27 protein-coding genes are annotated in these 26,333 nt (G+C 46.4%); 1 reads left to right on the forward strand and 26 read right to left on the reverse strand.

Annotated features, from left to right (window positions below; genetic code table 11):
• Position 1 precedes the first annotated feature (1 nt).
• The 11 genes from coaBC to pyrR are packed head-to-tail and all read right to left on the reverse strand — an operon-like array spanning position 2 to position 12,047.
• On the reverse strand, positions 2 to 1,186 hold the full coding sequence (coaBC, locus tag AC8GFU_RS03720) for a bifunctional phosphopantothenoylcysteine decarboxylase/phosphopantothenate--cysteine ligase CoaBC (RefSeq protein ID WP_506625805.1): 1,185 nt from the start codon (positions 1,184 to 1,186) through the stop codon (positions 2 to 4).
• 11 nt (positions 1,187 to 1,197) lie between these two features.
• Entirely contained in the window at positions 1,198 to 1,446 is a 249-nt protein-coding gene (gene rpoZ, locus AC8GFU_RS03725) for a DNA-directed RNA polymerase subunit omega (RefSeq protein ID WP_018207237.1), read from the reverse strand.
• Between the two features lie 57 nt (positions 1,447 to 1,503).
• Positions 1,504 to 2,379, reverse strand: a complete 876-nt coding sequence (gene gmk / locus AC8GFU_RS03730; protein WP_506625806.1) for a guanylate kinase — start codon at positions 2,377 to 2,379, stop codon at positions 1,504 to 1,506.
• Positions 2,380 to 2,404: 25 nt separating this feature from the next.
• Positions 2,405 to 3,106 (reverse strand): orotidine-5'-phosphate decarboxylase, encoded by a 702-nt coding sequence (pyrF, locus tag AC8GFU_RS03735; protein ID WP_506625807.1) that lies wholly within the window; start codon positions 3,104 to 3,106, stop codon positions 2,405 to 2,407.
• Positions 3,103 to 4,050 carry a dihydroorotate dehydrogenase gene (locus AC8GFU_RS03740; protein ID WP_506625808.1) on the reverse strand — a complete coding sequence of 316 codons (948 nt, stop codon included), beginning with the start codon at positions 4,048 to 4,050 and terminating at the stop codon, positions 3,103 to 3,105. Before AC8GFU_RS03740 ends, pyrF begins: the two co-directional genes overlap by 4 nt.
• Complete coding sequence (locus AC8GFU_RS03745) at positions 4,047 to 4,883, reverse strand: dihydroorotate dehydrogenase electron transfer subunit (protein ID WP_506625809.1); 837 nt, start codon at positions 4,881 to 4,883, stop codon at positions 4,047 to 4,049. The genes AC8GFU_RS03740 and AC8GFU_RS03745 overlap by 4 nt, the downstream gene beginning before the upstream one ends.
• The gene (carB, locus tag AC8GFU_RS03750; RefSeq protein WP_506625810.1) at positions 4,884 to 8,144 is read right to left on the reverse strand and encodes a carbamoyl-phosphate synthase large subunit; all 3,261 of its coding nucleotides are present in this window, start codon (positions 8,142 to 8,144) and stop codon (positions 4,884 to 4,886) included.
• Positions 8,144 to 9,259 (reverse strand): glutamine-hydrolyzing carbamoyl-phosphate synthase small subunit, encoded by a 1,116-nt coding sequence (gene carA, locus AC8GFU_RS03755; RefSeq protein WP_506625811.1) that lies wholly within the window; start codon positions 9,257 to 9,259, stop codon positions 8,144 to 8,146. Before carA ends, carB begins: the two co-directional genes overlap by 1 nt.
• On the reverse strand, positions 9,259 to 10,566 hold the full coding sequence (locus tag AC8GFU_RS03760) for a dihydroorotase (protein ID WP_506625812.1): 1,308 nt from the start codon (positions 10,564 to 10,566) through the stop codon (positions 9,259 to 9,261). The genes carA and AC8GFU_RS03760 overlap by 1 nt, the downstream gene beginning before the upstream one ends.
• The gene (locus tag AC8GFU_RS03765) at positions 10,567 to 11,514 is read right to left on the reverse strand and encodes an aspartate carbamoyltransferase catalytic subunit (RefSeq protein WP_506625813.1); all 948 of its coding nucleotides are present in this window, start codon (positions 11,512 to 11,514) and stop codon (positions 10,567 to 10,569) included.
• Complete coding sequence (gene pyrR, locus AC8GFU_RS03770; protein ID WP_506625814.1) at positions 11,514 to 12,047, reverse strand: bifunctional pyr operon transcriptional regulator/uracil phosphoribosyltransferase PyrR; 534 nt, start codon at positions 12,045 to 12,047, stop codon at positions 11,514 to 11,516. Before pyrR ends, AC8GFU_RS03765 begins: the two co-directional genes overlap by 1 nt.
• Positions 12,048 to 12,170: 123 nt before the next feature.
• Between pyrR and AC8GFU_RS03775 the strand changes: the two genes are divergently transcribed.
• A complete protein-coding gene (locus AC8GFU_RS03775; protein WP_506625815.1) occupies positions 12,171 to 12,635 on the forward strand; it encodes a helix-turn-helix domain-containing protein in 465 nt (154 codons plus the stop codon).
• Here AC8GFU_RS03775 and nusB read toward each other — a convergent pair.
• The 15 genes from nusB to AC8GFU_RS03850 all read right to left on the reverse strand — a co-directional run bounded on the left by nusB (position 12,622) and on the right by AC8GFU_RS03850 (position 26,308).
• Positions 12,622 to 13,044 (reverse strand): transcription antitermination factor NusB, encoded by a 423-nt coding sequence (nusB, locus tag AC8GFU_RS03780; RefSeq protein WP_506625816.1) that lies wholly within the window; start codon positions 13,042 to 13,044, stop codon positions 12,622 to 12,624. The two genes, AC8GFU_RS03775 and nusB, sit on opposite strands and share 14 nt — an antisense overlap.
• Entirely contained in the window at positions 13,044 to 13,604 is a 561-nt protein-coding gene (efp, locus tag AC8GFU_RS03785; RefSeq protein WP_506625817.1) for an elongation factor P, read from the reverse strand. Before efp ends, nusB begins: the two co-directional genes overlap by 1 nt.
• A gap of 78 nt (positions 13,605 to 13,682) precedes the next feature.
• On the reverse strand, positions 13,683 to 14,117 hold the full coding sequence (aroQ, locus tag AC8GFU_RS03790) for a type II 3-dehydroquinate dehydratase (RefSeq protein WP_506625818.1): 435 nt from the start codon (positions 14,115 to 14,117) through the stop codon (positions 13,683 to 13,685).
• Positions 14,114 to 15,169 carry a 3-dehydroquinate synthase gene (aroB, locus tag AC8GFU_RS03795; RefSeq protein ID WP_506625819.1) on the reverse strand — a complete coding sequence of 352 codons (1,056 nt, stop codon included), beginning with the start codon at positions 15,167 to 15,169 and terminating at the stop codon, positions 14,114 to 14,116. The genes aroQ and aroB overlap by 4 nt, the downstream gene beginning before the upstream one ends.
• Positions 15,166 to 15,669 carry a shikimate kinase gene (locus AC8GFU_RS03800; RefSeq protein WP_506625820.1) on the reverse strand — a complete coding sequence of 168 codons (504 nt, stop codon included), beginning with the start codon at positions 15,667 to 15,669 and terminating at the stop codon, positions 15,166 to 15,168. The genes aroB and AC8GFU_RS03800 overlap by 4 nt, the downstream gene beginning before the upstream one ends.
• 6 nt (positions 15,670 to 15,675) lie before the next feature.
• Complete coding sequence (aroC, locus tag AC8GFU_RS03805; protein ID WP_506625821.1) at positions 15,676 to 16,857, reverse strand: chorismate synthase; 1,182 nt, start codon at positions 16,855 to 16,857, stop codon at positions 15,676 to 15,678.
• A gap of 25 nt (positions 16,858 to 16,882) precedes the next feature.
• A complete protein-coding gene (locus AC8GFU_RS03810) occupies positions 16,883 to 17,272 on the reverse strand; it encodes a prepilin peptidase (RefSeq protein ID WP_506625822.1) in 390 nt (129 codons plus the stop codon).
• 45 nt (positions 17,273 to 17,317) lie between these two features.
• Entirely contained in the window at positions 17,318 to 18,124 is an 807-nt protein-coding gene (locus tag AC8GFU_RS03815; RefSeq protein ID WP_506625823.1) for a saccharopine dehydrogenase NADP-binding domain-containing protein, read from the reverse strand.
• A complete protein-coding gene (gene mltG / locus AC8GFU_RS03820; RefSeq protein ID WP_506625824.1) occupies positions 18,121 to 19,131 on the reverse strand; it encodes an endolytic transglycosylase MltG in 1,011 nt (336 codons plus the stop codon). Before mltG ends, AC8GFU_RS03815 begins: the two co-directional genes overlap by 4 nt.
• Positions 19,128 to 19,550 carry a Holliday junction resolvase RuvX gene (ruvX, locus tag AC8GFU_RS03825; protein ID WP_506625825.1) on the reverse strand — a complete coding sequence of 141 codons (423 nt, stop codon included), beginning with the start codon at positions 19,548 to 19,550 and terminating at the stop codon, positions 19,128 to 19,130. The genes mltG and ruvX overlap by 4 nt, the downstream gene beginning before the upstream one ends.
• Positions 19,551 to 19,553: 3 nt before the next feature.
• Positions 19,554 to 22,226: an alanine--tRNA ligase gene (gene alaS, locus AC8GFU_RS03830; RefSeq protein WP_506625826.1), complete on the reverse strand. Its 2,673-nt coding sequence runs from the start codon at positions 22,224 to 22,226 to the stop codon at positions 19,554 to 19,556.
• A gap of 9 nt (positions 22,227 to 22,235) precedes the next feature.
• Entirely contained in the window at positions 22,236 to 22,598 is a 363-nt protein-coding gene (locus AC8GFU_RS03835) for a DUF948 domain-containing protein (protein WP_506625827.1), read from the reverse strand.
• Between the two features lie 20 nt (positions 22,599 to 22,618).
• Positions 22,619 to 24,373 (reverse strand): aspartate--tRNA ligase, encoded by a 1,755-nt coding sequence (gene aspS, locus AC8GFU_RS03840; protein WP_506625828.1) that lies wholly within the window; start codon positions 24,371 to 24,373, stop codon positions 22,619 to 22,621.
• Positions 24,374 to 24,395: 22 nt separating this feature from the next.
• Complete coding sequence (gene hisS / locus AC8GFU_RS03845; protein ID WP_506625829.1) at positions 24,396 to 25,646, reverse strand: histidine--tRNA ligase; 1,251 nt, start codon at positions 25,644 to 25,646, stop codon at positions 24,396 to 24,398.
• Positions 25,646 to 26,308 (reverse strand): MBL fold metallo-hydrolase, encoded by a 663-nt coding sequence (locus tag AC8GFU_RS03850; RefSeq protein WP_506625830.1) that lies wholly within the window; start codon positions 26,306 to 26,308, stop codon positions 25,646 to 25,648. The genes hisS and AC8GFU_RS03850 overlap by 1 nt, the downstream gene beginning before the upstream one ends.
• Positions 26,309 to 26,333 lie beyond the last annotated feature (25 nt).

Consider the following 26,333-nt stretch of genomic DNA (forward strand, 5'->3'; position numbering starts at 1 on the left):
ATTAACCTAACTGCCGGATGGCGTGATCAAGAAGTAAATTACCGAGAGCGTCTTTGGAGACTTCCTTGACCGCTATATCCGCATCATTGCGTAGGAGAATGGTACCCATAGTCTGGTCCTGACCAAATATCGCCCCGCCAGAAACATCATTCACATAGATTAAATCCAAGCCTTTGGACTCTAACTTCCTGCGAGCCTCTTGCAGGTGGTCCTTAGTTTCAGCGGCAAAACCAACTATTACCTGATGGCTTTTGCGGGCCGATACAGTGGCTATCAGATCTGGATTTTCCTCTAGCTCGATACTTCCAAGAAATGTTTTCTTGATCTTATCTATCGCTGTGTTTTTTGGTCGAGCATCGGCAACCGCTGCACTCATAATCAAAATATCGCATTGATCGAAATTCGAATCTAAGGCTTGCTTCATATCGCTAGTGGTTTCAACCTTTGTAACATGAATTCCACTAAGCGAGTCAGTATCAAAGTTCGCTGCGATTAAATGAACATCAGCACCTCGCGCCGCTGCCGCCTTTGCTATCGCGATACCCTGTTTGCCTGAAGATTTATTGCCAATAAAACGAACCGGATCAATCGCTTCACGCGTTCCACCAGCTGTTACTAAAACTCTTTTACCTTTGAGATCTTGCGTATGTCCCGTCATTTGGTCAAAGTTATGAATGATTGAGGGAACTTCTGGGAAACGCCCAGGACCAATGTCATCACCAGTTAGTCGTCCGACTTCAGGATCCATGACCAGGTAGCCGCGATCGCGTAATGTTTTTACATTTGCAACTGTTGCTGGATCTAGCCACATCGATGGGTGCATCGCAGGCACGATCATTTTCGGAACGTCAGAGGCGAGGATCAAGTTTGTGAGTAAATCATCTGCTCGACCTTGAGCAATGCGGGCTATCAAATCAGCGGTCGCTGGTGCAATTAGGAAAAAATTAGCTCGTTCAGCAAGTGCAATATGCGGAACTGTATGGACACTCTCCCAGACCTGAGTATTTACTGGACGGCCCGACAGCGCCTCCCACGTCGCCTTACCCACGAAGTTAAGTGAGGATGGAGTTGGAACAACTGTTAGAAGGTAGCCGCGATCCTGCAGACGTCGTAAAAGTTCGCAGGATTTGTAAGCTGCAATTCCGCCACCAACGCCGAGAATAACCTCACGGCCAAGAAGTGACATTGTGAAAAAATTTAAGCTGTTGGCTCGAGGTTTTCGATTGTTAGCAGGCCTTCATTGATCTCGCGAAGCGCGATAGATAGAGGCTTCTCATGCACATGAGTCTCAACAAGTGGTCCTACATACTCGAGTAGACCTTCACCAAGTTGTGAGTAGTAAGCGTTGATCTGACGAGCACGCTTTGCAGCGTACAAAACAAGGCTGTACTTAGAACCGCTCTTGTCTAGAAGTTCGTCGATTGGTGGATTTGTAATGCCATCCATGGTTTCCCCGCTTCTGTATTTATCTCGTACTTAGTGAAATATCTTCGTACTCAGTGTTTAACTCTGTGCTAACTCTATCAGTTTCTGAACCACGCTCTCGACCTGGTCATTTATCACCACAACATCGAAAAATGAGGCGGCAGCGAGCTCATCCTGGGCCAATGCGAGCCTTTCAGCCCTTCTTTCGGGACTATCAGTTCCACGGCCTTCTAATCGCGAGACCAACTCTTCCCAAGTGGGTGGTTCTAAGAAAACGAGAATCGACTGCGGAAGGTGAGCCTTTACCTGCTTTGCTCCAGCTATCTCGATCTCAAGTAGAACATTCCGACCAAGCAGCAACGCTTGTTCAACCTTTTCTTGTGGAGTTCCATAACGATTACCTGCAAACTCGGCCCATTCTAGAAACTCATCTGCGTTAATCATTCTTGAAAATTCATCGTTGGTTACGAAGTAGTAATCATGTCCATCAACTTCGTTGTTTCGAGGGGCACGAGTAGTCGCGCTAACGCTTACCCAGAAATCGCCAGCTTCGCGAAGTTTCTGAGCAACGGTACTTTTTCCAACTCCCCCAGGACCAGATAACACCAACAGTTTTCCGGGCTTGATTGCGTGCTCTGATTTCATAAATTCGTTACGCAATTCCTTAATCTGATGACGACCTAAGCCCTGAATTCTACGCGTTGGGGAGATATTTAGCCTCTCCATTAATGACTGTGCTCTGATCTTTCCGACACCTGTCATTGACTCAAGTAACTCTTTCACTCGCATCTTTGCAATTGCATCTTCATTCTTTGCAATTTCCAAGACGGTGTCGATTGAGAATTCACCATTCTTAATCTTGAACTTAACTTCGGCTCGTCTTTTACGCGAGGCAGCAGCCTTCAGCAACGCTTCTTTGCGCTGTTCATCACTTAGCTGCGGAGGCAATCCCATGGGGGTAAATCTAGTGGGAAAGTGATTAGAGTAAATCTGCCGCTATCTGTGCGGCGCGATCACGCATGGCATCCGCCCCTTGACTCCAGCTTTGCGTGATGGGGCGACCGATGACAACCAGAGTTGCTCCAGCCTGAATTGCATCACGTGGGGTCATAGTTCGAACTTGATCATCACTCTTTGTTGAATCTGCTGGTCTCACACCTGGCGTAATAATGATTGGGTTTGCACCAACCGCTGAACGAATTGCAGCGATTTCTAGCGGAGAACACACAATTGCGCCGGCACCAGCAGAGGTTGCAAGTGTTGCAAGACCGACAGCAGAAGTTAGCGCGTTTGCGGCATAACCAATCTGAGTGACATCGGCTTCAGACAGAGAGGTAAGAATCGTTACTCCGGTGATGTGTGTTGAAGGAACAGCATCAACAGCAGCTTTGATCATCGCCGCACCACCTGATGCATGAACAGTCAAAAACTTCGGTGCTAGATGTGCAACAGCTTTGGTGGCGCCACTTACTGTGTGCGGAATATCGTGCAATTTCAAATCTAGGAAAATATCAGAATCTGTAACATCCTTTATCGCTTTCACACCGTCAGAACCAAAGGTAAGAAAGAACTCAAGACCCAATTTAAAAACTGATACTGATTCTTGGGTTGCCTTTACCCATTCAATAGCGGTTGAAAGATCCGGAGTATCTACAGCTAAAACAATAGGTGCTTTGCTCATTGTGCACTTTCCGTTTCTGCGCGATGTGCGTATCCGATGGCTTGCTTTAAAGATGTGAAACCACGATCGATCAGTAGCTGCTTGAGCTCATTTTGAATAGACATGATTGCCGTTGGATTTCCAAAACTTGCGGTACCAATTGAAACTCCACTTGCTCCCGCCAAAATCATTTCCAGTGCGTCGCGACCCGACGAGATGCCACCCATTCCTAAAATTGGAGTGTTTGGAAGTGCTGCGTGGACTTGATACACCGCACGAACAGCAATAGGGCGAATCGCTGGACCAGATAATCCGCCCGTCTTTCCTCCAAGCTGTGGCCTCATCGTGTCGATGTTAATTACCATTCCGAGAACAGTATTAATAAGTGCTAAACCATCCGCACCAGCATCAACCACACCGCGAGCAATAGATACTAAATCCGTTACATCTGGCGAAAGTTTGGCGATGATTGGAAGCTCTCCCCCAATTGTTCGACGCACTCCATCAATAACACGACGTGATGCTTCAGGATCACAGGCAAATACCAAGCCACGGTTTTCAACGTTTGGGCATGAGATATTTACTTCGATGGCACTGATGCCAGAAACAGAACGCAATTTTCGAGCGAGGGTTGAATACTCTTCAACAGTCTCACCGGCGATTGAAACAATAATGCGAGCCTTTTGCTCCGTTAGGTAAGGAATGTCCTTAGCAAGAAAGGCATCGATTCCGGGACCTTGTAAACCAATGGAATTAAGCATTCCGCTTGGTGTTTCAGCCATTCGCGGAGTTGGTCGCCCAGGGCGAACCTTTGACATCACAGACTTGGTCACAATTCCGCCCATTTCACGGAGCGGGAAGAATTGCGCTAACTCCCGTCCGGAGCTTGCACAACCACTTGCCGTAAATATTGGAGCTGGAAACCAGGTGTTTCCGATTGTTGTAGAAAAATCGAGGCTGGTCATAGCTGCATACCTACCTGACTCCACTGAACCTTTGAACCATCCATCACTGGTCCATCAATACACGAACGCAAATTTGAGATTGAACCATCTTCATTCTCCACCGGCAATACACAAGTCATACAAATACCGATTCCGCATGCCATGGATTCTTCAACTGCGCATTGATGTACGACACCAAATTGATCCGAGATTTTAGTGATCGCTGACAACATCGCCATCGGACCGCACGAATAAATAACTGCAATATCTAAATCCTTAATAATTTCTGGAATTGGATCTGTAACACGACCGGCTTGACCCATAGAGCCATCTTCGGTGTAGATACGCATCGAATTAACGGCTCGCTTGCCCTCCATCGGGGCGTAAATTTTGGAAGCGGTACTCGCACCAAGCAACATATCAACTCTGCAGCCGCGAGCGTTAAGAACTTCGGCTAATCCAAACAGTGGGGCAGAACCGTAACCTCCACCAACTAGAAGCACTGGAACTGGCTCAGTTGGAATTCCAAAAGCTGTTCCGAGCGGAGCGACGATGTCGATCATTGCGCCTTCTTGTTGGGCACATAGCCATTTACTGCCTTGACCGTGCGGTGCAACTATAAGTTCCATAGTGCCACCAAAAGTTGAACTATTTGAAACTCGAGAAATTGCGAAAGCTCTGCGAAGCACCATCTTTGAGGTATCGCCACCAACGCTGATCGCGACGAAGTTCCCTGGCTTGCACACCGCTGCTAAGTCACCAATGTTCAAGATAATTTGGTGATACTGACCAACACGCTTGTTACTGACAACAGGTGCCAATATCTGTTTAGCGCTCTTGTTTATTTGTGACATCTACGCCAACCATTCCTGCAGAGATTTGATACTTAAAGGACCACTTTGAAGGAAGGTGATCGCATCCACCGCGGCGCTAAATCCAGCCGTGGTCGTAATGCAAGGAATCGAACGCTGTACCGCTGCTGTTCTAATCGCCCAGCCATCTGCTCGTGTTCCGCGACCAACAGGAGTATTAATGACTAAATCAATTTCGCCAGCGTTAATAATCTCGACGATAGTCTTTTCACCCATAGGACCGGTGCCATCTGAGTTCTTGCGCACCGTGGTGCACTCGATCCCATGATCCTTCAGGAAGTTTGCAGTTCCTTCAGTAGCCAAAATTCTAAAGCCGAGCTCTGAAAATCCCTTAGCTGGTTCAATTCCAGTCTCTTTATCCTTGTCAGCTAATGAAATAAATACTGTTCCAGAACTTGGCAAAGGACCAAAGGCGGCGATCTGACTCTTGGCGTAACTTTCGCCGAAGGTTGGTGAGATACCCATTACTTCTCCGGTGGATCTCATCTCAGGTCCAAGTACGGCATCAACACCGCGCCCATCAGTTCTGCGGAAACGATTCCACGGAAGAACCGCCTCTTTAACTGAGACACCACGAGCAACGCCATCACCGACAGATGGCAACAACCCTTCAGTGCGCAGTTGAGCGATCGTTGTGCCAACTGAAATTCTTGCAGCTGCTTTTGCTAGCGGAACTCCACTTGCCTTGCTCACAAAAGGAACAGTTCGAGATGCGCGAGGATTTGCTTCGAGCACATAAAGAACTTCATCAGCGATAGCAAACTGAATATTGATGAGACCACGGACATCAACACCGCGAGCAATCTTTTCTGTTGCAGTACGGATTTCGGATCTTTGGGCTTCAGTAACTGTCATCGATGGAAGCACGCACGCGCTGTCACCACTGTGAATGCCAGCTTCTTCGATGTGCTCCATGACTCCACCCAAGAAGAGTTCTTCGCCATCAAAAAGCGCATCAACATCGATTTCGATTGCATTATCTAAGAAGCGATCTACCAATACTGGGTGATCTGGAGTTATATCTGTAGCTCGGGTGATGAAACCACCCAAAGCAGCATCATCATAAACAATTTCCATTCCGCGGCCACCGAGTACAAATGATGGTCGAACCAATACTGGATAACCAATTTCATGAGCGATATTGGTTGCTTCTAGTTGTGAAGATGCCATTCCAAACTCTGGCGCCTTCAAACCTTGCTCAGCCAAGATATTTCCAAATGCTCCACGCTCTTCAGCAAGGTTAATTGCATCAGGTGAGGTACCAAGAATTGTCACTCCATTAGCTTTCAAGCCTGCTGCCAAACCAAGTGGTGTTTGCCCTCCGAGTTGAGTAATTACACCTAGTACTGGACCAGCCTGTGTCTCTGCATGAACAACCTCTAATACATCTTCCAAAGTCAATGGTTCGAAGTACAAACGATTACTAGTGTCGTAATCCGTCGATACTGTCTCTGGATTGCAGTTGATCATGATGGTTTCATAACCTGCTTCACGCAGAGTAAATGAGGCATGAACACAGGAGTAATCGAACTCAATACCCTGCCCAATTCTGTTTGGTCCACTTCCAAGAATGATTACAGCAGGAGTTGTTCGAGGCTTAACCTCAGTTTCTTCTTCGTAACTTGAATAGTGATACGGAGTAAAAGCTTCAAACTCTGCAGCACATGTATCAACTGTTTTGTAAACAGGTCTGATCGACATGTGATGGCGAGCCTTGCGAATCTCATCCTCAGTTACACCGCGAAGGATTGCAATCTGTGAATCTGAAAAGCCTTGTGTTTTCGCGGTGCGAAGCAGCTCGGAGGTTAATTCGCCCGGTTGAGCAATGACAGCAGCTTGTGCGTTGATTAACTCAATCTGTCGCAAGTACCAAGGATCGATCTTAGTAGCCTCGAATACTTGCTCGATCGTGGCCCCAGCCCACATCGCCTTTTGAACTTGCTGTAAACGATATTCAGTTGGGACCTTCATGGCTTGCATAAGCGCTGAAAGCTCAGCAGCACTGATTTCGGGCCAGGTGAAAATCGCTTCCTTTCGCTCTAAAGAACGGGTTGCCTTCATTAAAGCTTCAGAGAATGAGCGACCGATCGCCATCGCTTCGCCAACGCTCTTCATAGTTGTCGTCAGGCGAGGATCTGCATCTGCGAATTTTTCAAATGCAAAACGTGGCATTTTTACTACAACATAATCGAGGGTTGGTTCAAATGAGGCAGGAGTTACCTTTGTGATGTCATTTTGAATTTCATCTAATGTGTAACCGATAGCCAACTTGGTTGCAATCTTTGCGATAGGAAATCCCGTTGCCTTAGATGCCAACGCACTTGAGCGAGAAACACGTGGATTCATCTCAATCACAATAATTCGACCATTTTTTGGATTGACCGCAAACTGGATATTGCAGCCACCGGTATCAACGCCAACCTCGCGGATGATGTCCATGGATAGATCACGAAGTCTTTGGTATTCAACATCGGTCAAGGTCATAGCTGGAGCTACTGTGATCGAGTCACCAGTATGTACGCCCATCGGATCTAGGTTTTCGATAGAACAAACGATTACTACGTTGTCCTTGCGATCACGCATTACTTCAAGTTCATACTCTTTCCAACCGAGGATTGATTCTTCGAGAAGTACCTCTGATGTTGGACTATGACGCAATCCTGCACCCGCAATTTGTCGTAGTTCATCCTCATCAAATGCAATGCCGGAACCTAAACCACCCATCGTGAAAGATGGACGGACTACAACTGGATAGTTGAGCTCGACCACTGCGGCGAGAATCTCTTCCATTGTGTGACAGATGCGAGACTTCGCAGATTCTCCCCCAACTTTTTCCACGATTGCGCGGAATAGTTCGCGATTTTCACCACGTTGAATCGCATCAACATCTGCACCAATTAAGCGAACTCCATACTTCTTTAACGTGCCACGTTCGTAAAGGCCAATCGCGGCATTCAGGGCGGTCTGTCCACCCAATGTTGCCAATACAGCATCCGGCTTTTCGTGAGCGATGATTCTCTCGATGATTTCAGGGGTAATTGGTTCGATATAGGTTGCATCCGCAAACTCAGGATCTGTCATGATCGTCGCAGGGTTTGAATTAACGAGAATGACTCGAATACCTTCTGCCCGAAGCACGCGACAAGCCTGCGTACCGGAGTAATCAAATTCGCAAGCCTGTCCAATAACAATGGGACCACTTCCGATAACTAAAACACTTTTAATTGTTGTATCAAGACCCATTACGCACGCACCTTCTTTGCCATGAGATCTACAAAACGATCAAATAGATATGACGCATCGTGCGGACCAGCGGCAGCTTCTGGGTGATACTGAACTGAAAATGCTGATCTGTCGAGCAACTGCAAACCTTCGACTACCCCATCGTTAAGGCACACATGTGTCACTTCACCTCGACCATAGACCGTTGAGAACTCTTGATCGGTTGGAGCTTTCACCGCGAAACCATGGTTATGTGCGGTGATCTCTACCTTGCCAGTGTTCTTATCGATAACAGGTTGATTGATTCCGCGGTGACCAAACTGCAACTTATATGTCTCAAATCCAAGGGCACGACCAAGAATCTGATGTCCAAAACAGATTCCGAACAACGGAATCTCTGCCAAAAGAAGTTCACGAACTACTTCAATTACATCCGTCATAGTTGACGGATCACCAGGACCATTAGAAAGGAAAACACCATCAGGCTTTATCGACATAATCTGTTCAATGGTTGCGTCATATGGCATCACATGAACTTCAACTCCACGTTCGGCTAACGCTCTAGGAGTTGCAGCTTTGATTCCTAGATCGAGGGCGGCGATTGTGAACTTCTTTTCACCGATTGCAGGCACTACATAGGTTTCTGGCGTTGATACATCGCGTACTAAATAGGCACCAGCCATAGCATCTGCTTTTCGCACTTCAACAACCATCTCTTCGCGCGATAAATCTAAACCAGAAAAAATTCCAACTCGCATCGCACCACGATCACGAAGATGTCTGGTTATGGCGCGGGTATCGACACCTTGAATTCCAACAATTCCTTGCTCGCTTAACTCTGCCTCTAAATCATTTTGCGCACGCCAGTTAGAGGTAAGGGATGAAGGATTGCGAACCACAAATCCTGATACCCAAATCTTTGCAGACTCATTATCTTCATCATTAACACCAGTATTGCCAATATGAGGTGCGGTCATGATGATTACCTGCTTGTGATACGAAGGATCTGTAAGAGTTTCTTGATACCCGGTCATTCCAGTTTGGAATACTGCTTCACCGAAAGTTTTCCCGGTCGCTGCCCATGATGAGCCCTCGAAAATTCGACCATCATCTAAAACTAAGTAAGCTGAACTCATCACTTAGCTCCATTCTGTGCGACTACTCCATTGTTTAATACATGCTTACCTTTAAAGAAGGTATGCATGATTACTCCTGGCAATTGTTGGCCATGGTATGGAGTATTTGATGACTTTGATAGGACTAAATCGCGGTCTACTGTCCACATTTGGGTTGGATTCATCACAACGATATTTGCTGCCGAACCTTCAACCAAGGGTTGACCTTGAAGTTCATAGCGACCAATGCGAGCAGGTGCATATGACATTCGTTCTGCAACCTGTTGCCAAGAGATCAATCCCGTATCCACCATTGTTTTTTGAACTATTGATAGCGCGGTTTCTAGACCGAGCATTCCAAAGGCTGCCTCTTGCCACTCGCACTCTTTAGCTTCAGTTGGGTGAGGAGCATGATCTGTTGCAACGATATCAATGGTGCCATCTGCTAACGCTTCGCGCAGAGCCATCACATCAGCTTCAGTTCGTAATGGTGGATTCACCTTGTAAACAGGATCATATGAACTTGCCAAATCATCAGTTAATAAAAGGTGATGCGGAGTAACTTCTGCCGTCACATTAATCCCACGTGCTTTAGCCCAGCGGATAATTTCAACTCCACCTGCAGTTGTTAAGTGACAAATATGTAAACGTGATTTCACATGATCTGCTAACAGCACATCCCGGGCGATGATTGCCTCTTCTGCTACCGCTGGCCAACCTTTAAGACCAAGTCGTGCAGAAATTTCGCCTTCATTCATTTGAGATCCAACTGTCATGCGTGGATCCTGGGCATGCTGAGCAATTACTCCATCAAATTTTTTGATGTATTCAAGGGCTCTGCGCATCACCAGCGGATCAGAGACACAGTTGCCATCATCCGAGAACACTCTTACACGAGCAACGGAATCTGCCATCGCGCCGATCTCTGACAGCGCTTCACCCTTTAAACCTTGAGTAACCGCACCAATCGGGAAAACATCGAGCAAGCCTGCTTCTTGCCCTAATCGATATACCTGTTCAACAACACCTGCAGTATCGGCGACAGGTGAGGTATTTGCCATTGCTGATACCGCGGTAAATCCACCTTTAACACCAGCACGACTTCCGGATAAAACCGTTTCGGCATCTTCACGTCCTGGTTCACGCAGGTGCGTGTGAAGATCTACTAAACCAGGAAGGGCAACACATCCAGAGCCATCAATGCTGTTTGTTGCTTGATCTTTAGAGCCTTTAGCGATGCTACTTATTACTCCATCGGTGATGCCGATGTCTGCAACCTTTCCATCTGGCAAGGAAACATTCTTAATTAAGAAATCCACGTTGCTCATTTAGTTGCTCCCTGCTTCTAGTGCTCCACCGGCGAGCAAAACATACAAAATCGCCATTCTTACGCTCACGCCATTTGTAACCTGTTCCGTGATTACAGAACGCGCGCTATCTGCAACCTCAGCTGAAATTTCTAAACCGCGATTCATGGGTCCGGGGTGCATAACTATTGCACCTGGCTTCATAGAAGACATTCGTTCTGCATTTAGACCAAAGTAACGTGAGTATTCACGCGCATTTGGAAAGAATAAGTCGGTCATTCGTTCTTGTTGTACACGCAACATCATCACAACATCAACATGTGGAATCACCGCATCAAAGTCATAAGAAACCTCTGCTGGCCAACTTTCAATACCTAACGGCAACAAGGTTGGTGGTGCAACTAAAGTCACCTTTGCGCCTAGCAGCGATAGTAGTAAGACATTTGATCGAGCAACTCGTGAGTGCAGTACATCGCCCACAATTGCAACGCTTAACCCTGAAAGATCCGCACCACCCATACCTAAATGTTTGCGAATTGTGAAAGCATCTAACAGTGCCTGGCTTGGATGCTCATGTGTTCCATCCCCCGCGTTCACAACGCTTCCGGACATCCATTGATTATCTGCCAAACGTTGGGCAGCTCCAGATGCAGAGTGACGAATAACAACGGCATCAGCGCCCATAGCTTGAAAGGTCATTGCCGTGTCTTTCAGAGATTCACCCTTACTTAGACTGGAACCCTTAGCTGAAAAGTTAATAACATCTGCCGACAATCTCTTTGCCGCCGCTTCAAATGAGATTCTGGTACGAGTTGAATCCTCTGCAAAGAGATTAACAATTGTTCTTCCGCGCAGAGTAGGCAGCTTCTTGACGGCGCCATCACTTACGCGAGCAAGTTCAGTCGCTGTATCCAAAATCGAGATCGCTTCTGCCTTACTGAGGTCTGCGATTGACAGTAGATGGCGCATTACTTTGCCTCCTCTTCGATACTTACTTCATCTCGGCCATCAATTTCAGCCAATAAAACCTTTACCGTTTGGTTTTTCGAGGTTGGCAGATTCTTGCCAACAAAATCTGCCTTGATTGGAAGCTCGCGGTGGCCACGATCAACAAGTGCGGCTAACTGAACTGTTTGTGGGCGTCCGATTTCGCCGAGGGCATCTAGAGCTGAGCGGATTGTTCGACCAGAAAACAAGACATCATCAATTAGCACCACATCTTTTCCTTCAATCCCAGAAGTAGGAATCTTCGTGGGCATGATTGCTCGTGGTGGTCGCAGACGCAGATCATCGCGGAACAAGGTGATATCTAAGGTTCCTGTTGCAACTTCAGTTCCTTCGATTGCTTGAATAATCTCTGCAATGCGAGCTGCTAGGTGGGCTCCGCGTGTAGGGATTCCGAGCAAAACGATGTTGGAAGCTCCTTGATTCTTTTCAAGGATCTCATGTGAAATACGGGTCAACGCACGTGAAATATCCTGTGCGGACAGGGCTACGCTCATGTAAATCTCCTTTCCCACCTCTCTGGATGGGTCGTTAAAGGATGCAGGCTCGATACTAGCATTTATTGCACGAAGCTGTGGATATCCTATTTTTCAGATGTCGAGTCGCGTTAACGTGCCCGCATGGATACAAAACAACACATACTTCAGCTCACTCTACGCCTCCGCCTTCTTCGTGAATCTCGAAAATTAACCCTGGTGCAGGCCGCAGCCTTGTCGCAGGGCGCCATTACGCCGATCGCTCTGGGCTCATATGAACGCGGTGATCGCGCTATCACGGCAAATAAACTTCTGACCATTTCTCAGATGTACGGGGTTCCGGTTCAGGAACTATTTGCAGCACCGGACAAAACGATTTCTAGCCACAGAATCACTGTAGATATTCGAAAAGTTGTTGGAAACGGATCTGAACTATCCAAGAGATTTTCAGGGGTGGTTGCAAAGATCGCCCGAATGCGTAGCGATTGGAACGGTGAAGTTATTTCCTTACGCAGTGAGGATTTAAAGAATCTTTCAACTTTTTCCGGTTTCTCACCAGAAGAAATCACACTGATAACCAGTGAGTATGTAATTCCTAGATCGAAATAGTGTCTTTGAGGCTGGCGATTCTTCCAAGTACACCGTGGATGTACTTTGAAGATTCATCACTTGATAGCTCTTTGGCCAACATAAGCGCTTCATCAATGGCAACGCTAGTAGGAACTTCAGTTGCCCAGAGAATTTCGAAGATGCCTAATCGTAAAATATTTCGATCCACCGCTGGCAAACGATCCATATCCCAGCCTTGGGCATACGTGGTGATCAACTCATCAATCTTGCGACGATTATCTGAAACACCATTTACAAGTTCACGGGTGTAGTCACGAATTGGTCGTGCATCTGGACCATCTGCAGGTATATCTCGTGCAATAAGTGTTTCCACCAGATTTGTTCCGCGAATATCTGTTTCGTACAACAGATCCAGTGCTTGCTTACGAGCCTTACTTCTAGCGGACACTAGTTAGCGCGACCCTGATAAGACCCATCACGAGTATCTACAAGAACTACCTCATCCTGCTTGATGAAAAGTGGAACTTGAATTTCGATTCCAGTTTCAACTGTTGCTGGCTTTGTTCCACCAGATGAACGGTCGCCCTGAATTCCTGGCTCTGTGTAGGTAATTTTCAATGGAACTGAGGCTGCTAATTCAATATACAAAGGGTTACCTTCATTGACAGCAACAATCGCTTCAGTATTTTCCAGCATGTAGTTAGCGGCATCGCCTACTGTTGCTGCGCTAATAGTCATTTGGTCATATGTCTTTGTATCCATGAATACAAAGTCATCGCCTTCCTTGTACAAGTACTGCATTTCGCGCTTTTCGAGGATCGCTACATCAACCTTTACGCCTGCGTTGTATGTGCGATCAACTACCTTGCCGCTAAGAACTGACTTCAACTTGGTACGTACGAAAGCTGGACCCTTACCTGGCTTAACGTGTTGGAACTCTACGACTGTCCAAAGTTGACCTTCGATATCTAGAGTCATTCCGTTTTTTAGATCATTAGTTGTTGCCACAGTAAATCCACCCGCTCTTGTCTATAAGTACTTTGTTAAATGAGGTGCTAAGGATACCCGTACTGACGGGGTGCTCTGCTACCTCTGAACTAGATTTGAAAGGGCGATGATGGCCAAAACATAGGAATTTGGCCCAAATCCGCCGATAGTTCCATTCGCAACACCTGAAATAACTGATGTATGCCTGAACTCTTCACGAGCAAGCGGATTAGAAAGATGGACCTCGATAAGTGGAGCTTTAACAAGTTCGGCAGCATCACGAATTGCATATGAATAATGAGTAAATGCCGCAGGGTTAATAATTACTGGTGTCTTCTTATCAGCTGCTTCATGAAGCCATCCAATAATGGTTGCCTCATCATCACTTTGACGAACATCAGCTTCAAAGTCATGCTTCTTAGCCGCTATCTCAATCATCGACTTTAATTCGGCATAATTGAGGTCACCATAAATCGAAGAGTCACGAATATCTAGGCGTGACAGGTTTGGCCCGTTAATTACCAAAATCTTCATGAACAAATTCTCTCATAGGCAGCATCGAGTTCGGCGGAGGTTAAATCCTCGAGCCGGGTAGTCGTGCCAATTCCTTGTAAAGCGACAAAGCGAATTGTGTTTCCTCGTGATTTCTTATCGAGTGCTAATAATGGAGCAAGTTTTTGCCATGCATCACGTTGATATGTAATGGGTAATCCAAAACTAGCTAACAGAGTTCTGTGCTGAGCTAGATCATCAGAAGAAATCAGCTTACGGGCGTGAGCTAACTCAGCCGCATAAACCAACCCAATTGACACTGCTTCACCATGACGCAATTGATATTTGGCGAATTTTTCAATTGCATGCCCAAGGGTATGTCCGTAATTCAAAGCTTCACGTGCAAAACTTTCTTTAAAATCTGCTGCCACAACCGAGGCCTTAACCGCTACCGACCTTGAAATTAGCTCTTCAAGTAATCCTGTTTCAGATCGCAAAGTGGAAACATTTTTACCTTCACATAAACTCAAAATTTGAGGATCTGCAATGAATCCGCATTTAATAACCTCTGCCATGCCCGCTGATAAATCTCTATCAGACAAGGTTGTAAGCCAGGAAGGATCAATTACTACCGCGATCGGAGAATGAAAAGCACCAATCAAATTCTTGCCGTAATCGGAGTTAATTCCAGTCTTGCCACCAACGGAGGCATCAACCATTCCAGCCAAAGAGGTCGGTACCGCTACCCAGTCAAGACCGCGCAACCACGAAGCCGCTGCAAAGCCTGCCAAATCTGTGATCGCTCCCCCGCCTATTCCGATTACTAAATCAGAGCGGGTAAATCCAGCTGCTCCTAACCAGTTCCAGAGATTGGTAACAGTGGAAATGCTTTTTCCCTCTTCGCCATCCGGTACCTGAAACAGATGCAGCTCTGCATCCACATCATTCAGTGAGGTTAAGTCAGGTGAAAAACTTTTCGAGGTAATGATCGCAACACGTGTTCGCTCGCTACATAGTTCGCGAACTTCATGAGCCCCTGAACCACCAATTGTCACAGAGTAATCGCGCTCAGCGGAAATTGAAATTTTCTTCATGAGATCATGCTCTCTGCGATCGCCACAATCTCATCTACATTCATGTCATCCACCTTAATTGAATGCGTCGCTAATTCCTCGTAAATAGGTCGTCGCTTGTCACTTAAAGCCTGCCATTGTGCGCGCGGGTTACCCAATAACAATGGTCGATCACGGTTGAAACCGACTCTAGGTGCGGCAGTTGCCAGCGAGACATCCAAGAAAATAACTGTTGAATCTGATTTACGAATCTCATCTTGTGCATGCGCGGGTATTGGCGCTCCACCACCCAGGCTTATCACCGCCGAATCTTCCCGCAAGACCTCTTTTAGAACTTCAAACTCCAATGCGCGGAATTGCTCCTCGCCATCAACAACAAAAATATCTGTGATCTTCTTGTCAGCTTTTAATTCAATCAAAGCATCGGTGTCTATAAATGGCCATTGCAGATGAGCAGCCAAGGCGTGACCAACCGTTGTTTTTCCACTTCCAGGTGCACCGATCAAAACAATGCGAGACATCACTGCCTACTTAAAGTTCAAATGAGCCATATATGACTCGTAATTGCGCTTAGTTTCTGAAACAGAATCTCCACCGAACTTTTCAAGTACCGCTTCAGCCAGAGTCAAAGCAACCATTGCTTCGGCAACAACACCGGCTGCAGGAACAGCGCACACATCAGAGCGCTGATTAATTGCCTTAGCAGCCTCGCCTGTCGAGACATCAATAGTGTCTAACGCCTTTGGAACGGTGGAAATCGGCTTCATCGCTGCACGGACGCGCAAAATTTCACCGTTCGACATTCCACCTTCAGTGCCACCGGCACGATCGGTGCGACGAACAATCTTTCCAGTTGAGTCTTTTTCAATTTCATCGTGCGCCACAGAACCACGACGTGTTGCAGTCTGAAAACCATCACCGATTTCAACGCCTTTAATAGCTTGAATACCCATGACAGCACCAGCTAAACGTGCATCGAGGCGTCGATCCCAATGAACATGTGAGCCCAGACCAGGAGGCATATTAAATGCCAGAACTTCAACAACCCCGCCTAATGTATCTCCGTCACGATGTGCGCCTTCAATTTCAAGGATCATCTTTTCGCTCGTTGCCGAATCAGCACAACGAACTGGATCAGCATCAATTGTTTTCATATCCCCAGCTTCAGGAAGCTTGGTATTTTCCGGAACTCGCACTGAGCCAATTGACAGCACATGACTCAAAATAGTTATTCCAACACTTTGTTCTAAAAAGTTTCGAGCTACAGCACCAAGTGCAACTCGTGCCGCTGTTTCACGCGCACTGGCGCGTTCCAAAATTGGTCGCGCATCATCTAAATCGTACTTTTGCATTCCAACTAAATCTGCATGTCCAGGACGGGGACGAGTAAGCGGAGCGTTACGCGCTAAATTCTTAATTTCATCCTCTGGAACGGGATCGGCTGACATCACCTTTTCCCATTTTGGCCATTCAGAGTTGCCAACCTGAATCGCAATGGGACCACCTTGGGTCAAACCAAGACGAACTCCCCCGAGAATAGAAACCTTGTCAGCTTCAAAGTTTTGCCGTGCTCCGCGTCCAACACCTAAGCGTCGACGTTCCAGATGGTAATCAATATCAGCTGTCGTCACCTTTACTGAGGCAGGGATACCCTCAACAATCGCACTGAGTGCCTGACCGTGTGACTCACCAGCTGTTAACCAACGCATGTGCGTATTCTTGCAGATAACCCGCTTATCTCGTCGCCAAATAAGTTATGAAGCCAAAGAAAATCGCTGGGGCCAATGGAATTGAGTGTTGGATCGCTCGATTTCGAGCAGCTGATATCACTATATGAACCAATGCTGCTGCAGATACCAATATAAGCAAAGTGAGGATCTGGCAATTAAAGGTCAAAATCAAAATTGTTAATAGTTTTATATCGCCCATACCCACCTTAAAAAGGAAAAGAACTACTGCCGTAAACATGCAAGGAAGGTAGACACCTGGCAGCGGGATGCCATTAATAATGAAGCTCAGAAGCATTAGACAAAAAAGAATCTTCAAATAGATATTTGGGATCACATGTCTGCGTAAATCCGAGATGGTAATCGGAATCAGAAATAGACCAAAAATCAAGCTCATCCCCGGAGCCTAAAGCCAATTCTTAGAAATCAAACTGGCTGTGGATTAGTGAAACGCTTTCAATCCTTCGCTTCGAAGTAGCTGAGCCATAGATAAGCGATCCACTTCTTGGCCTGAAAATATCTTGATTTGAGAAATCGCTTGATGGATTAAAAGATCCAAACCATCAACATAAGAACCGCCTACCTGTTTCCACTTATTTAGCAATGCGGTTGGCCAAGGTTTGTAAATAACCTCGAAGAAAACTCCTTGAGGGTCGTTGACCCGATCAAGAAATACGGCCGCAGTGTCCGCAGGGGTTGTGTTTACTACTAAATCGAAGCTATCTAGATCTAGATTGGTATCCCAATCGACAAAGGTAATTGAGGTATTCGCAGCCGACTGACGAATTGATTCATGACGTGAAGTTGATCGTCCAACAACAGTTATCGATGTTGCTTCACGATTACAAGCTGCTGCAACCGCTCGTGCGGTTGCTCCTGCACCAATAATCAAAACCGTCTGAGTTGAAAGGTTGCCCGCACCAGCTAACGCAAATGAAAACCCTTCAACATCGGTACTCGTTAAATGCCAACCATCCTCTTCTTTGTGCAAAGTGTTTCCACTTGCGATCTGTGAAGAAATTGTTGATACGTGATCCGCGATAGTAAGAGCTTCCTCTTTCAGTGGCATCGTTAAGGATAAGCAGTTTAAACTCTTACCTTGATTCAGAAGAAAGTTTTCAAGCCCGCCTGAAGCAACTTCATACGCTTTGTATTCACCCTTGATTGCTAAAGCTTTATAAGCAGTTGTATGTAACAGCGGACTCAATGAATGAGCGATCGGCGAACCCAAGACACCAGCATTAATCATTTAAACGCCCCTGCCTTTCGATTCTTTTCATACAAACTCTTCCAGGAATTAAACTCTTCAATTGATTTAGTGAAGCGGGTATCCCCTGGTGCAACTGTAATGAAGAACAACCAATCCCCGGTGGCAGGTTCTAACGCCGCCTTCATCGCTTCAACACCAGGGCTTCCGATAGGACCAGGGGGCAATCCATAGCGCTTATAGGTGTTGTACGGCGAATTTATCAAGGTTGATTGCGTACTCAAGAAGATTTGTCCTCGCACCTTTTTGACGAAATGAACTGTCGAATCCAATTGCAACGGCATGCCTATCTTTAAGCGGTTTCGAATTACCCGCGAAACCTGGGCGTAATCCTTAGCATCACCTTCAGCTTGTACTATCGACGCAATCGTCAAAAGCTGTGCTGCGGAAAATTCCGGACTACCTTGGAGCAACTGTTGTGAAACCGTTTCACTTGTAAAACGATCAACCATTGCTTGCACAGCCTGTTGCGCAGTTACTCCCTTTGCAAATGTGTATTGCGCAGGAAATAAAAGGCCTTCAATATCTTTAAAACCTTGAGGTAATTTCGCTTGCCTGAACGCGGCAGCTGTTTCAGTTGATGTGAAACCATACTTTCTAAGCGCGTCAGTAACTTCACTCTTCCATCCACCTTCATATATTTTTATAAGGTTAGGAATGCGATTAGGGTCAAGTAACTGCTCTAGTGCTTGTCGCGCAGAGATATTCTGTGATATTCGATGATTGCCTGGCGCAATCTTTTCTGAGCGCTTGTCACCTACCGCAACTCGAAAAAATGCCTCAGAAGATTTAGTAACTTTGTTCTCAAACAGCAACTTTGCAATCTCAGAACCTGAAGAACCTTGCGGAATTTCGATAACAACTTCAGGTTGGTCTGCGATCATGGTGTTGGTTGGAAAATCAGGCGCAACAGATGGTCCCGAACGCGATATATAGAGAGCCGATAAAGTCAGCAAGGCTAGAATTGACGCGACAACCTTCTTCTTCATTTGCGCTTTTCTATCTCAAGTGCGAATTCAAGGATGGCTACCGCTGCAGCCATATCTATGCTCGACTTAGATTCCTTTGCACTTTTTCCAGAATCACGTAAGTTTCGTGCTGCACTTACCGTGCTCATCCGTTCATCAATCATTTCCACGGACACGTGGCTCAAGTTTCGAATTCGTTCTGCAAAGGCCAACGCCTTTTCTGAAGCTACCCCGTCATTACCTGACAAAAGAGCAGGACGACCAACAAATATTTGGACCGGTTCATGCTCCTGAAGTAACTGAGTTATGTTCGCATCAAGGCGCTTATCCGCTGCCTGCAGCGTTGTTAATGGAGAGCAGAGAATAGAATCCGGATCACTTACGGCAACACCAATACGTACATCACCAAAATCAAATGCGATACGACGTCCGCGAAGCATTTACTATCCAACTAAGGCGTTAGAGATCGCCTTTAAGGCATCTAAAGATTTACTTGAATCCGTTCCGCCACCCTGAGCGAAATCATCTTTACCGCCACCACCACCGCCAAGAACTGTTGAACCAACCTTCACCAATGCTCCAGCCTTAACTCCAGCATCACGCGCTCCATCGCTAACAGCAACTACTAGAACAGGTTTGCCATCGTTGCTGCTGATCAAAGCAACTACGCTCTTTGCGCTGGTTGATCGCAGATCAATAGCGATCTTACGTAAGTCATCTCCTGATACACCATCTGTCATAACGGTAGATATTAACGAGATGCCATTTACTACGGTCGCACTCTTAGCTAAATCTCCAACTTGTGAAAGCGCCTGAGCAGAACGAACCGCTGCGAGTTCCTTTTCAATCTCCTTCATCTTGTTGAGAAGATCTGAAATTCGCTCTGGCAGCTCTTCAGTTCGAGCACCCTTAATTAATTCAGTTAAGGAATTAAGCAGAATATGTTCACGAGCTAGGAACTTATATGCGTCAACGCCTACGAGAGCTTCAACGCGTCGAACACCTGCGCCGATTGAGGACTCGCTCAGTAATTTAACAACTCCAAGTTGTCCCGAACGAGAAACGTGGGTTCCACCGCACAGCTCTCGTGCCCAGTCGCCAACACTGACAACTCGAACAACATCGCCATATTTTTCACCAAACAAAGCCATCGCACCAAGCTCTTTAGCCTTTGCTTGGCTCATGCTTTCAGCGGTTACTTCAAGGTTGTCCAATAGCAATGTATTAACCCGTGATTCGACATCATTTAAAACACTGACTGGAACCGAGCCAGTAGCTGGGAAATCGAAGCGGAATCGACCTGGTGAGTTTTCTGAACCCGCCTGAGTCGCAGTCTCGCCAAGAATTTCACGGAAAGCTTTGTGAACCATGTGCGTTGCTGTGTGTGCGCGAGAAATAGCGTTACGACGCTCATTATCAATTTCAGCTAACGCATCACTGCCAACTTCGATGCTGCCATTGAGAACTCGACCTCTGTGAACAGATACGCCTGGAACAGGTGATTGAACATCATCAATTTCAACAATTGCGCCATTGCTTAAAGTGATTCGACCACCATCGGCTAACTGTCCGCCGCCTTCAGCATAAAACGGAGTTCGATTCAAAACAATTTCAACATCATCGCCCTCTGATGCACTTGCAACACCGACTCCATCAACAACAATTCCAGTTAGGGATGATTCAGATGATTGATGTGTGTAACCGAGGAATTCAGTTTTTCCGCTCTTGTCAGCAATAGCGCGGTAGACAGAGACATCGGTATGTCCTGATTTCTTAGCTTTAGCATCGGCCTTAGCGCGATCCTTTTGCTCCTTCATTAAGCGACGGAAGCCATCCTCATCTACAGATAAGCCCTCTTCGCGCGCCATTTCTAGAGTTAGATCAAAAGGGAATCCATAAGTGTCGTGGAGTTTGAATACCTCTTCACCAGGAAGAACGGAACTTTTGCTCTTTTTTAATGCAGTTGATGCAAGATCAAATATCTGAGTACCGCTCTTGAGAGTTTGCAGGAAGCTTTCTTCCTCAGAAACGCTCACTGAAAGAATTCGTTTTTGATCAGCGATTAGCTCTGGATATTGAGGACCCATGGCACCAATTGCTGCAACTGTTAATTCAGACATAATCGGATCCATTGAACCCAAAAGACGCATATTTCTAATAGTTCTACGCATCATTCTGCGCAATACATAACCACGGCCTTCATTACCTGGGGTTACTCCGTCACCGATCAACATCGCAGAAGTTCGAGCATGGTCGGCGATTACTCGAAGCGAGACATCTGATTTTTCAGAAGCTCCATACTTAACGCCTGTTAAAGCGGAAGCACGGTTAAGAATCTGAATTGTTGTGTCGATCTCGTAAATATTTTCAACACCTTGCAATAGCGCAGCTGTCCGCTCAAGACCTAGACCGGTATCAATACTCTTGGCTGGAAGTTCTCCAAGAATTGGATAACCATCTTTTCCGCCACCTGCGCCACGTTCATTTTGCATGAACACGAGGTTCCATACCTCTAGGTAGCGGTTCTCATCTGCAATCGGACCACCCTCAACACCATATGCAGGGCCGCGATCGTAGTAAATCTCTGAGCAAGGACCGCAAGGACCAGGTACGCCCATTGACCAGAAGTTATCGGCCATATCGCGACGTTGGATTCGTTCCTTGGGAACGCCAATCTTCTTGTGCCAAATATCTGCTGCTTCATCATCATCTAAGTAAACAGTTACCCATAATTTCTCTTCTGGGAAGCCATATCCGCCATCTGCGATTGGACGAGTTAACAACTCCCATGCAAGTGCGATTGCACCCTCTTTGAAGTAATCACCAAAGGAGAAGTTGCCGCACATTTGGAAAAATGATGCGTGACGAGTTGTCTTTCCAACTTCATCAATATCAAGTGTGCGAACACATTTCTGTACCGATGTTGCACGCTTATAAGGAGGCGTAACCTCACCTAAAAAGTAAGGCTTGAATGGGACCATTCCTGCATTTACTAAGAGCAGGTTTGGGTCATCAGCGATTAAAGATGCAGATGGAACAACTGTGTGAGTTAAACCCTGACGGTTGTCTGATTCAAAAAAGCGCAGCCAGCGCGAACGGATCTCGGCGGATTCCACTAGTTAAGGTCACTCCGCCTTCTTCTTCTTGGAACGGCCCTTGCTCATTTGAGCTGCAGATAAAAGCGCTCCTGCAACCTTTACAGCTGAACCATTCTTATTCATAAATCCTGTAGTTGCTTCTGATACCTTCTCAGATAACTCTTCAATATTTTTTGAAACGCGGTTGATGCTGTGCAACGGTCCATTTACAAGGGTCACTGTTGTGTGAACCTCATCAATTAGTGGTGCAGTTTCAGCGGTGATCGCCTTTAATGAAGCCTTCGCTTCATCAATCAAACGACCTACGCGAATAACCACGTAGGCGATAGCGACCGCGATAATCGCCAAAGACGATGCTGCGATGATTGTTGCAATTCCACCTGGACCCATGTTGTTAGCCTACCTGACCGTTACTTATCTTCGGTGGTTTTAGGCTGTGGAACCCAGTCGATTCCACTCTCTTTACGTTGTGCAGGTGTAATCGGTGTTGGAGCTCCAGTTAATGGATCACCACCGCTTGCAGTCTTAGGGAATGCGATTACTTCACGAATTGAATCTGAACCCGTCAACAATGCGCACACACGGTCAAGACCTAGTGCGATTCCACCGTGTGGAGGCGGTCCGTAATTAAACGCCTCAAGTAGGAAGCCAAACTTGCTCGCTGCCTCTTCATCACTCAAACCAATAACAGAGAAAACATCCTTTTGAATATTTCGATCGTGGATACGAATCGATCCACCACCTAATTCAGTGCCATTCAAAACGATGTCATAGGCATATGCCAAAGCAGATGCTGGATCTGATTTAAATGTTGATGCAAACTCTGGCTTTGGACCGGTAAATGGGTGGTGAACAGCTGTCCATCCCCCGTTATCTGTTGGTTCAAACATTGGTGCATCGACAACCCACAAGAACTCCCATTGTCCATCAGGAATTAGACCGCAACGCTTTCCAATTTCAAGACGAACTGCGCCTAAGAGATTAAGCGATGAGGTGCGATCACCAGCTGCAAAAAAGATTGCATCTCCTGGCTTTGCCCCGGCTGCCGCAACAACTCCTGCAGTCTCTTTTTCAGAGATGTTCTTGGATACAGGTCCACCCAAGGTTCCATCTTCATTAACTAAAATATAAGCAAGTCCCTTTGCACCACGTGCCTTTGCCCAGTCCTGCCACGCATCTAGTTCACGACGAGCAGATGATGCTCCCCCTGGCATTATGACCGCACCAACATAAGGTGCTTGGAAAACGCGGAAGGGAGTTTCAGCAAAGAATGAGGTGAGATCAACTAATTGATTTCCAAATCGAAGATCTGGTTTATCTGAGCCATAGTTAGTCATGGCATCTGCGTATGTCATGCGCTTGAGTGGAAGTGGAATGTCGTAATTGACAGTCTCTTTCCATACGCGAGCTACGATCTTTTCCGCAACAGCCAAAATATCTTCTTGATCAATAAATGACATCTCAATATCTAATTGAGTAAATTCAGGCTGGCGATCTGCACGGAAATCTTCATCGCGGAAACAGCGTGCAATTTGGTAATACTTTTCCATGCCCGCAACCATTAACAACTGCTTGAATAATTGCGGTGACTGAGGCAATGCATACCAACTACCTGGTTGTAAACGAACTGGCACCAAGAAATCGCGGGCACCTTCAGGTGTAGAACGAGTTAGGTACGGAGTTTCAATCTCAAGGAAGGTTTCTTCTTCCATAACTCGACGAATAGTCGATGTGACCTTTGAACGCAGACGCAGGTTATGAGCTGGCTTTTCACGACGGAGATCCAAGTAGCGATACTTCAGGCGAACCTCTTCATTGATATCTGTGTCATCACCACTGTCTACCGGGAATGGCAACGGAGCAGACTCTGAAAGAACGACAACAGTGTCTCCCATGACCTCAATCTCGCCAGTTGCGATATTTGAATTTTGATTTCCATCAGGGCGTGCGACAACTTCACCGGTGATGAGCAAACACCACTCAGCGCGAAGGGATCCAGCAACCTTTTCATCACGAATAACTACCTGAACAGAACCAGATGCATCTCGAAGATCAATGAATGCAACTCCACCATGATCGCGACGGCGTGATACCCATCCTGCAAGGGTTACGGTCTGACCCGCATGTGATTTGCGGAGCGATCCAGCTTCATGTGTGCGCAACATCTGTAAGTGTCCTAATTTCTATTTAAAGTGATTGGAGCAAGGAGTCAATCTTAACCGATACTGTCTTGCCAGTTTTCATCTCTTTCAACTCAACTGTTCCGCTTGAGATCTCAGATTCACCCAAGACAATCACATAGGTTGCCCCACTTTTATCGGCACCCTTCATGGCGCCTTTGAGAGCACGATCTCCGAAGGCGATTTCGACCACTTTTCCAACTTTGCGAAGATCTGCGGCGATTGTGAGTGCTTCAACCTTTGCCGACTCTCCCAGAGGAATGATGAAAAGATCTGAAACAAATGCATCAGATGCGATAACACCTTCAGCCTCTGCCGCAAGAAGCGCACGATCTACACCTAATCCAAATCCAATTCCGGACAATGATTGACCACCAAGTTGCTCCATCAAGCCGTCGTAACGTCCACCGCCACCGATTCCTGATTGAGCGCCTAATAGTTCATGAACAAATTCAAAGGTAGTGCCGGTGTAATAATCCAAACCGCGAACCATTCGTGGATTCAAAACATATGCGATACCAAGTGCATCAAGATACTTTTTGACAAGTTCAAATTGAGCCTTAGATTTTTCATTCAGGTAATTGATGAGCAACGGAGCATCAGCCATCGCTTTTTTCATCTCTTCACGCTTGTCATCAAAGAGACGTAATGGATTAATCGTTGCACGTGCCGCGGTAGCTTCATCAAGATCTAATGTAGAAATAAATTTCATCAAGTCGACGCGATGAGCCGCGCGAGATTCTGCATCCCCTAATGATGTAATTTCTAAACGGTACTTAGTTAAACCCAAAGCTTTAAAGCCGGCATCTGCGATCGCAATAACTTCAGCATCGATCGCTGGATCATCCAAACCAATCGCTTCTATTCCAACCTGATAGAACTGGCGATAACGACCAGCTTGAGGGCGTTCTGCTCTAAAGAACTGTCCTGAGTACCAAACTTTTACTGGTAATTGACCACGATCTAAACCATGTTCAATAACAGCACGCATTACACCTGCGGTTCCTTCGGGTCGCAATGTAATTGAACGACCTCCGCGGTCTTCAAATGTATACATCTCTTTAGAGACCACATCGGTTGATTCTCCAACACCGCGAGTAAATAGATCGGTGTCTTCAAATACAGGAAGCTCAATGAGTTGATATCCAGCACGCTTGGCGGGAGCAACTAGGTTTTCACGCACAAACTCAAAGGCTGCAGAACGATCTGGCACATACTCGGAAACACCTTTAGGTGCAGAAATCTTTTGTCCAGCCATTAGTAACGACCCACCAAACTCTTTAAATAAGGATTTGTCTTCTTCTCAATTGCCATCGTTGTATCCGGTCCATGACCAGGAAGCACGCGTAGATGATCCGATAATGGCAAAACCTTTTTACGCAAAGTCTCTTCCATATCCTTTGATGATCCCGTTGGTAAATCTGTTCGACCAATCGAACCAGCAAAGAGCACATCGCCGCTGATAATTACTTCGTTCGAGACTTCAAACATCAATGAACCACGTGTATGGCCCGGCGCATGGATCGCTTTAAAGGATAAACCGACTAGATCAATCACATCTCCATTGCGAAGTTCGCGCACATCTTTAGGTTCTGAAAAACTCATACCGGAAAGTGTTGCCACAAACTCAGCTCCATGGAGTTTTTCAGGATTGCCCAAAAATGCTCGATCCTCGCTGTGAATGTACGAAGGGATCGCGTAACCATCGGCAATTGGCTGGATAGAAAAGGTGTGGTCCAAATGTCCATGTGTTGCGATAACAGCCACAGGCTTCAAATTATGTTTTTCCAGCATTTCAGTAAGTTGATGTGAAACATCAGGCATCCCTGGATCAATAACTACGCACTCAGCCCCAGGCTCGGTCGCAATGACCCAACAATTTGTAGCAAACATAGGTGCGGCAAAGGAGTCGATAAGCATTGGCTCTCCCCCTCATTCCACGCTC

This window comes from Planktophila warneckei (SeqCode) (assembly GCF_965234675.1).
Lineage (GTDB): Bacteria > Actinomycetota > Actinomycetes > Nanopelagicales > Nanopelagicaceae > Planktophila > Planktophila warneckei.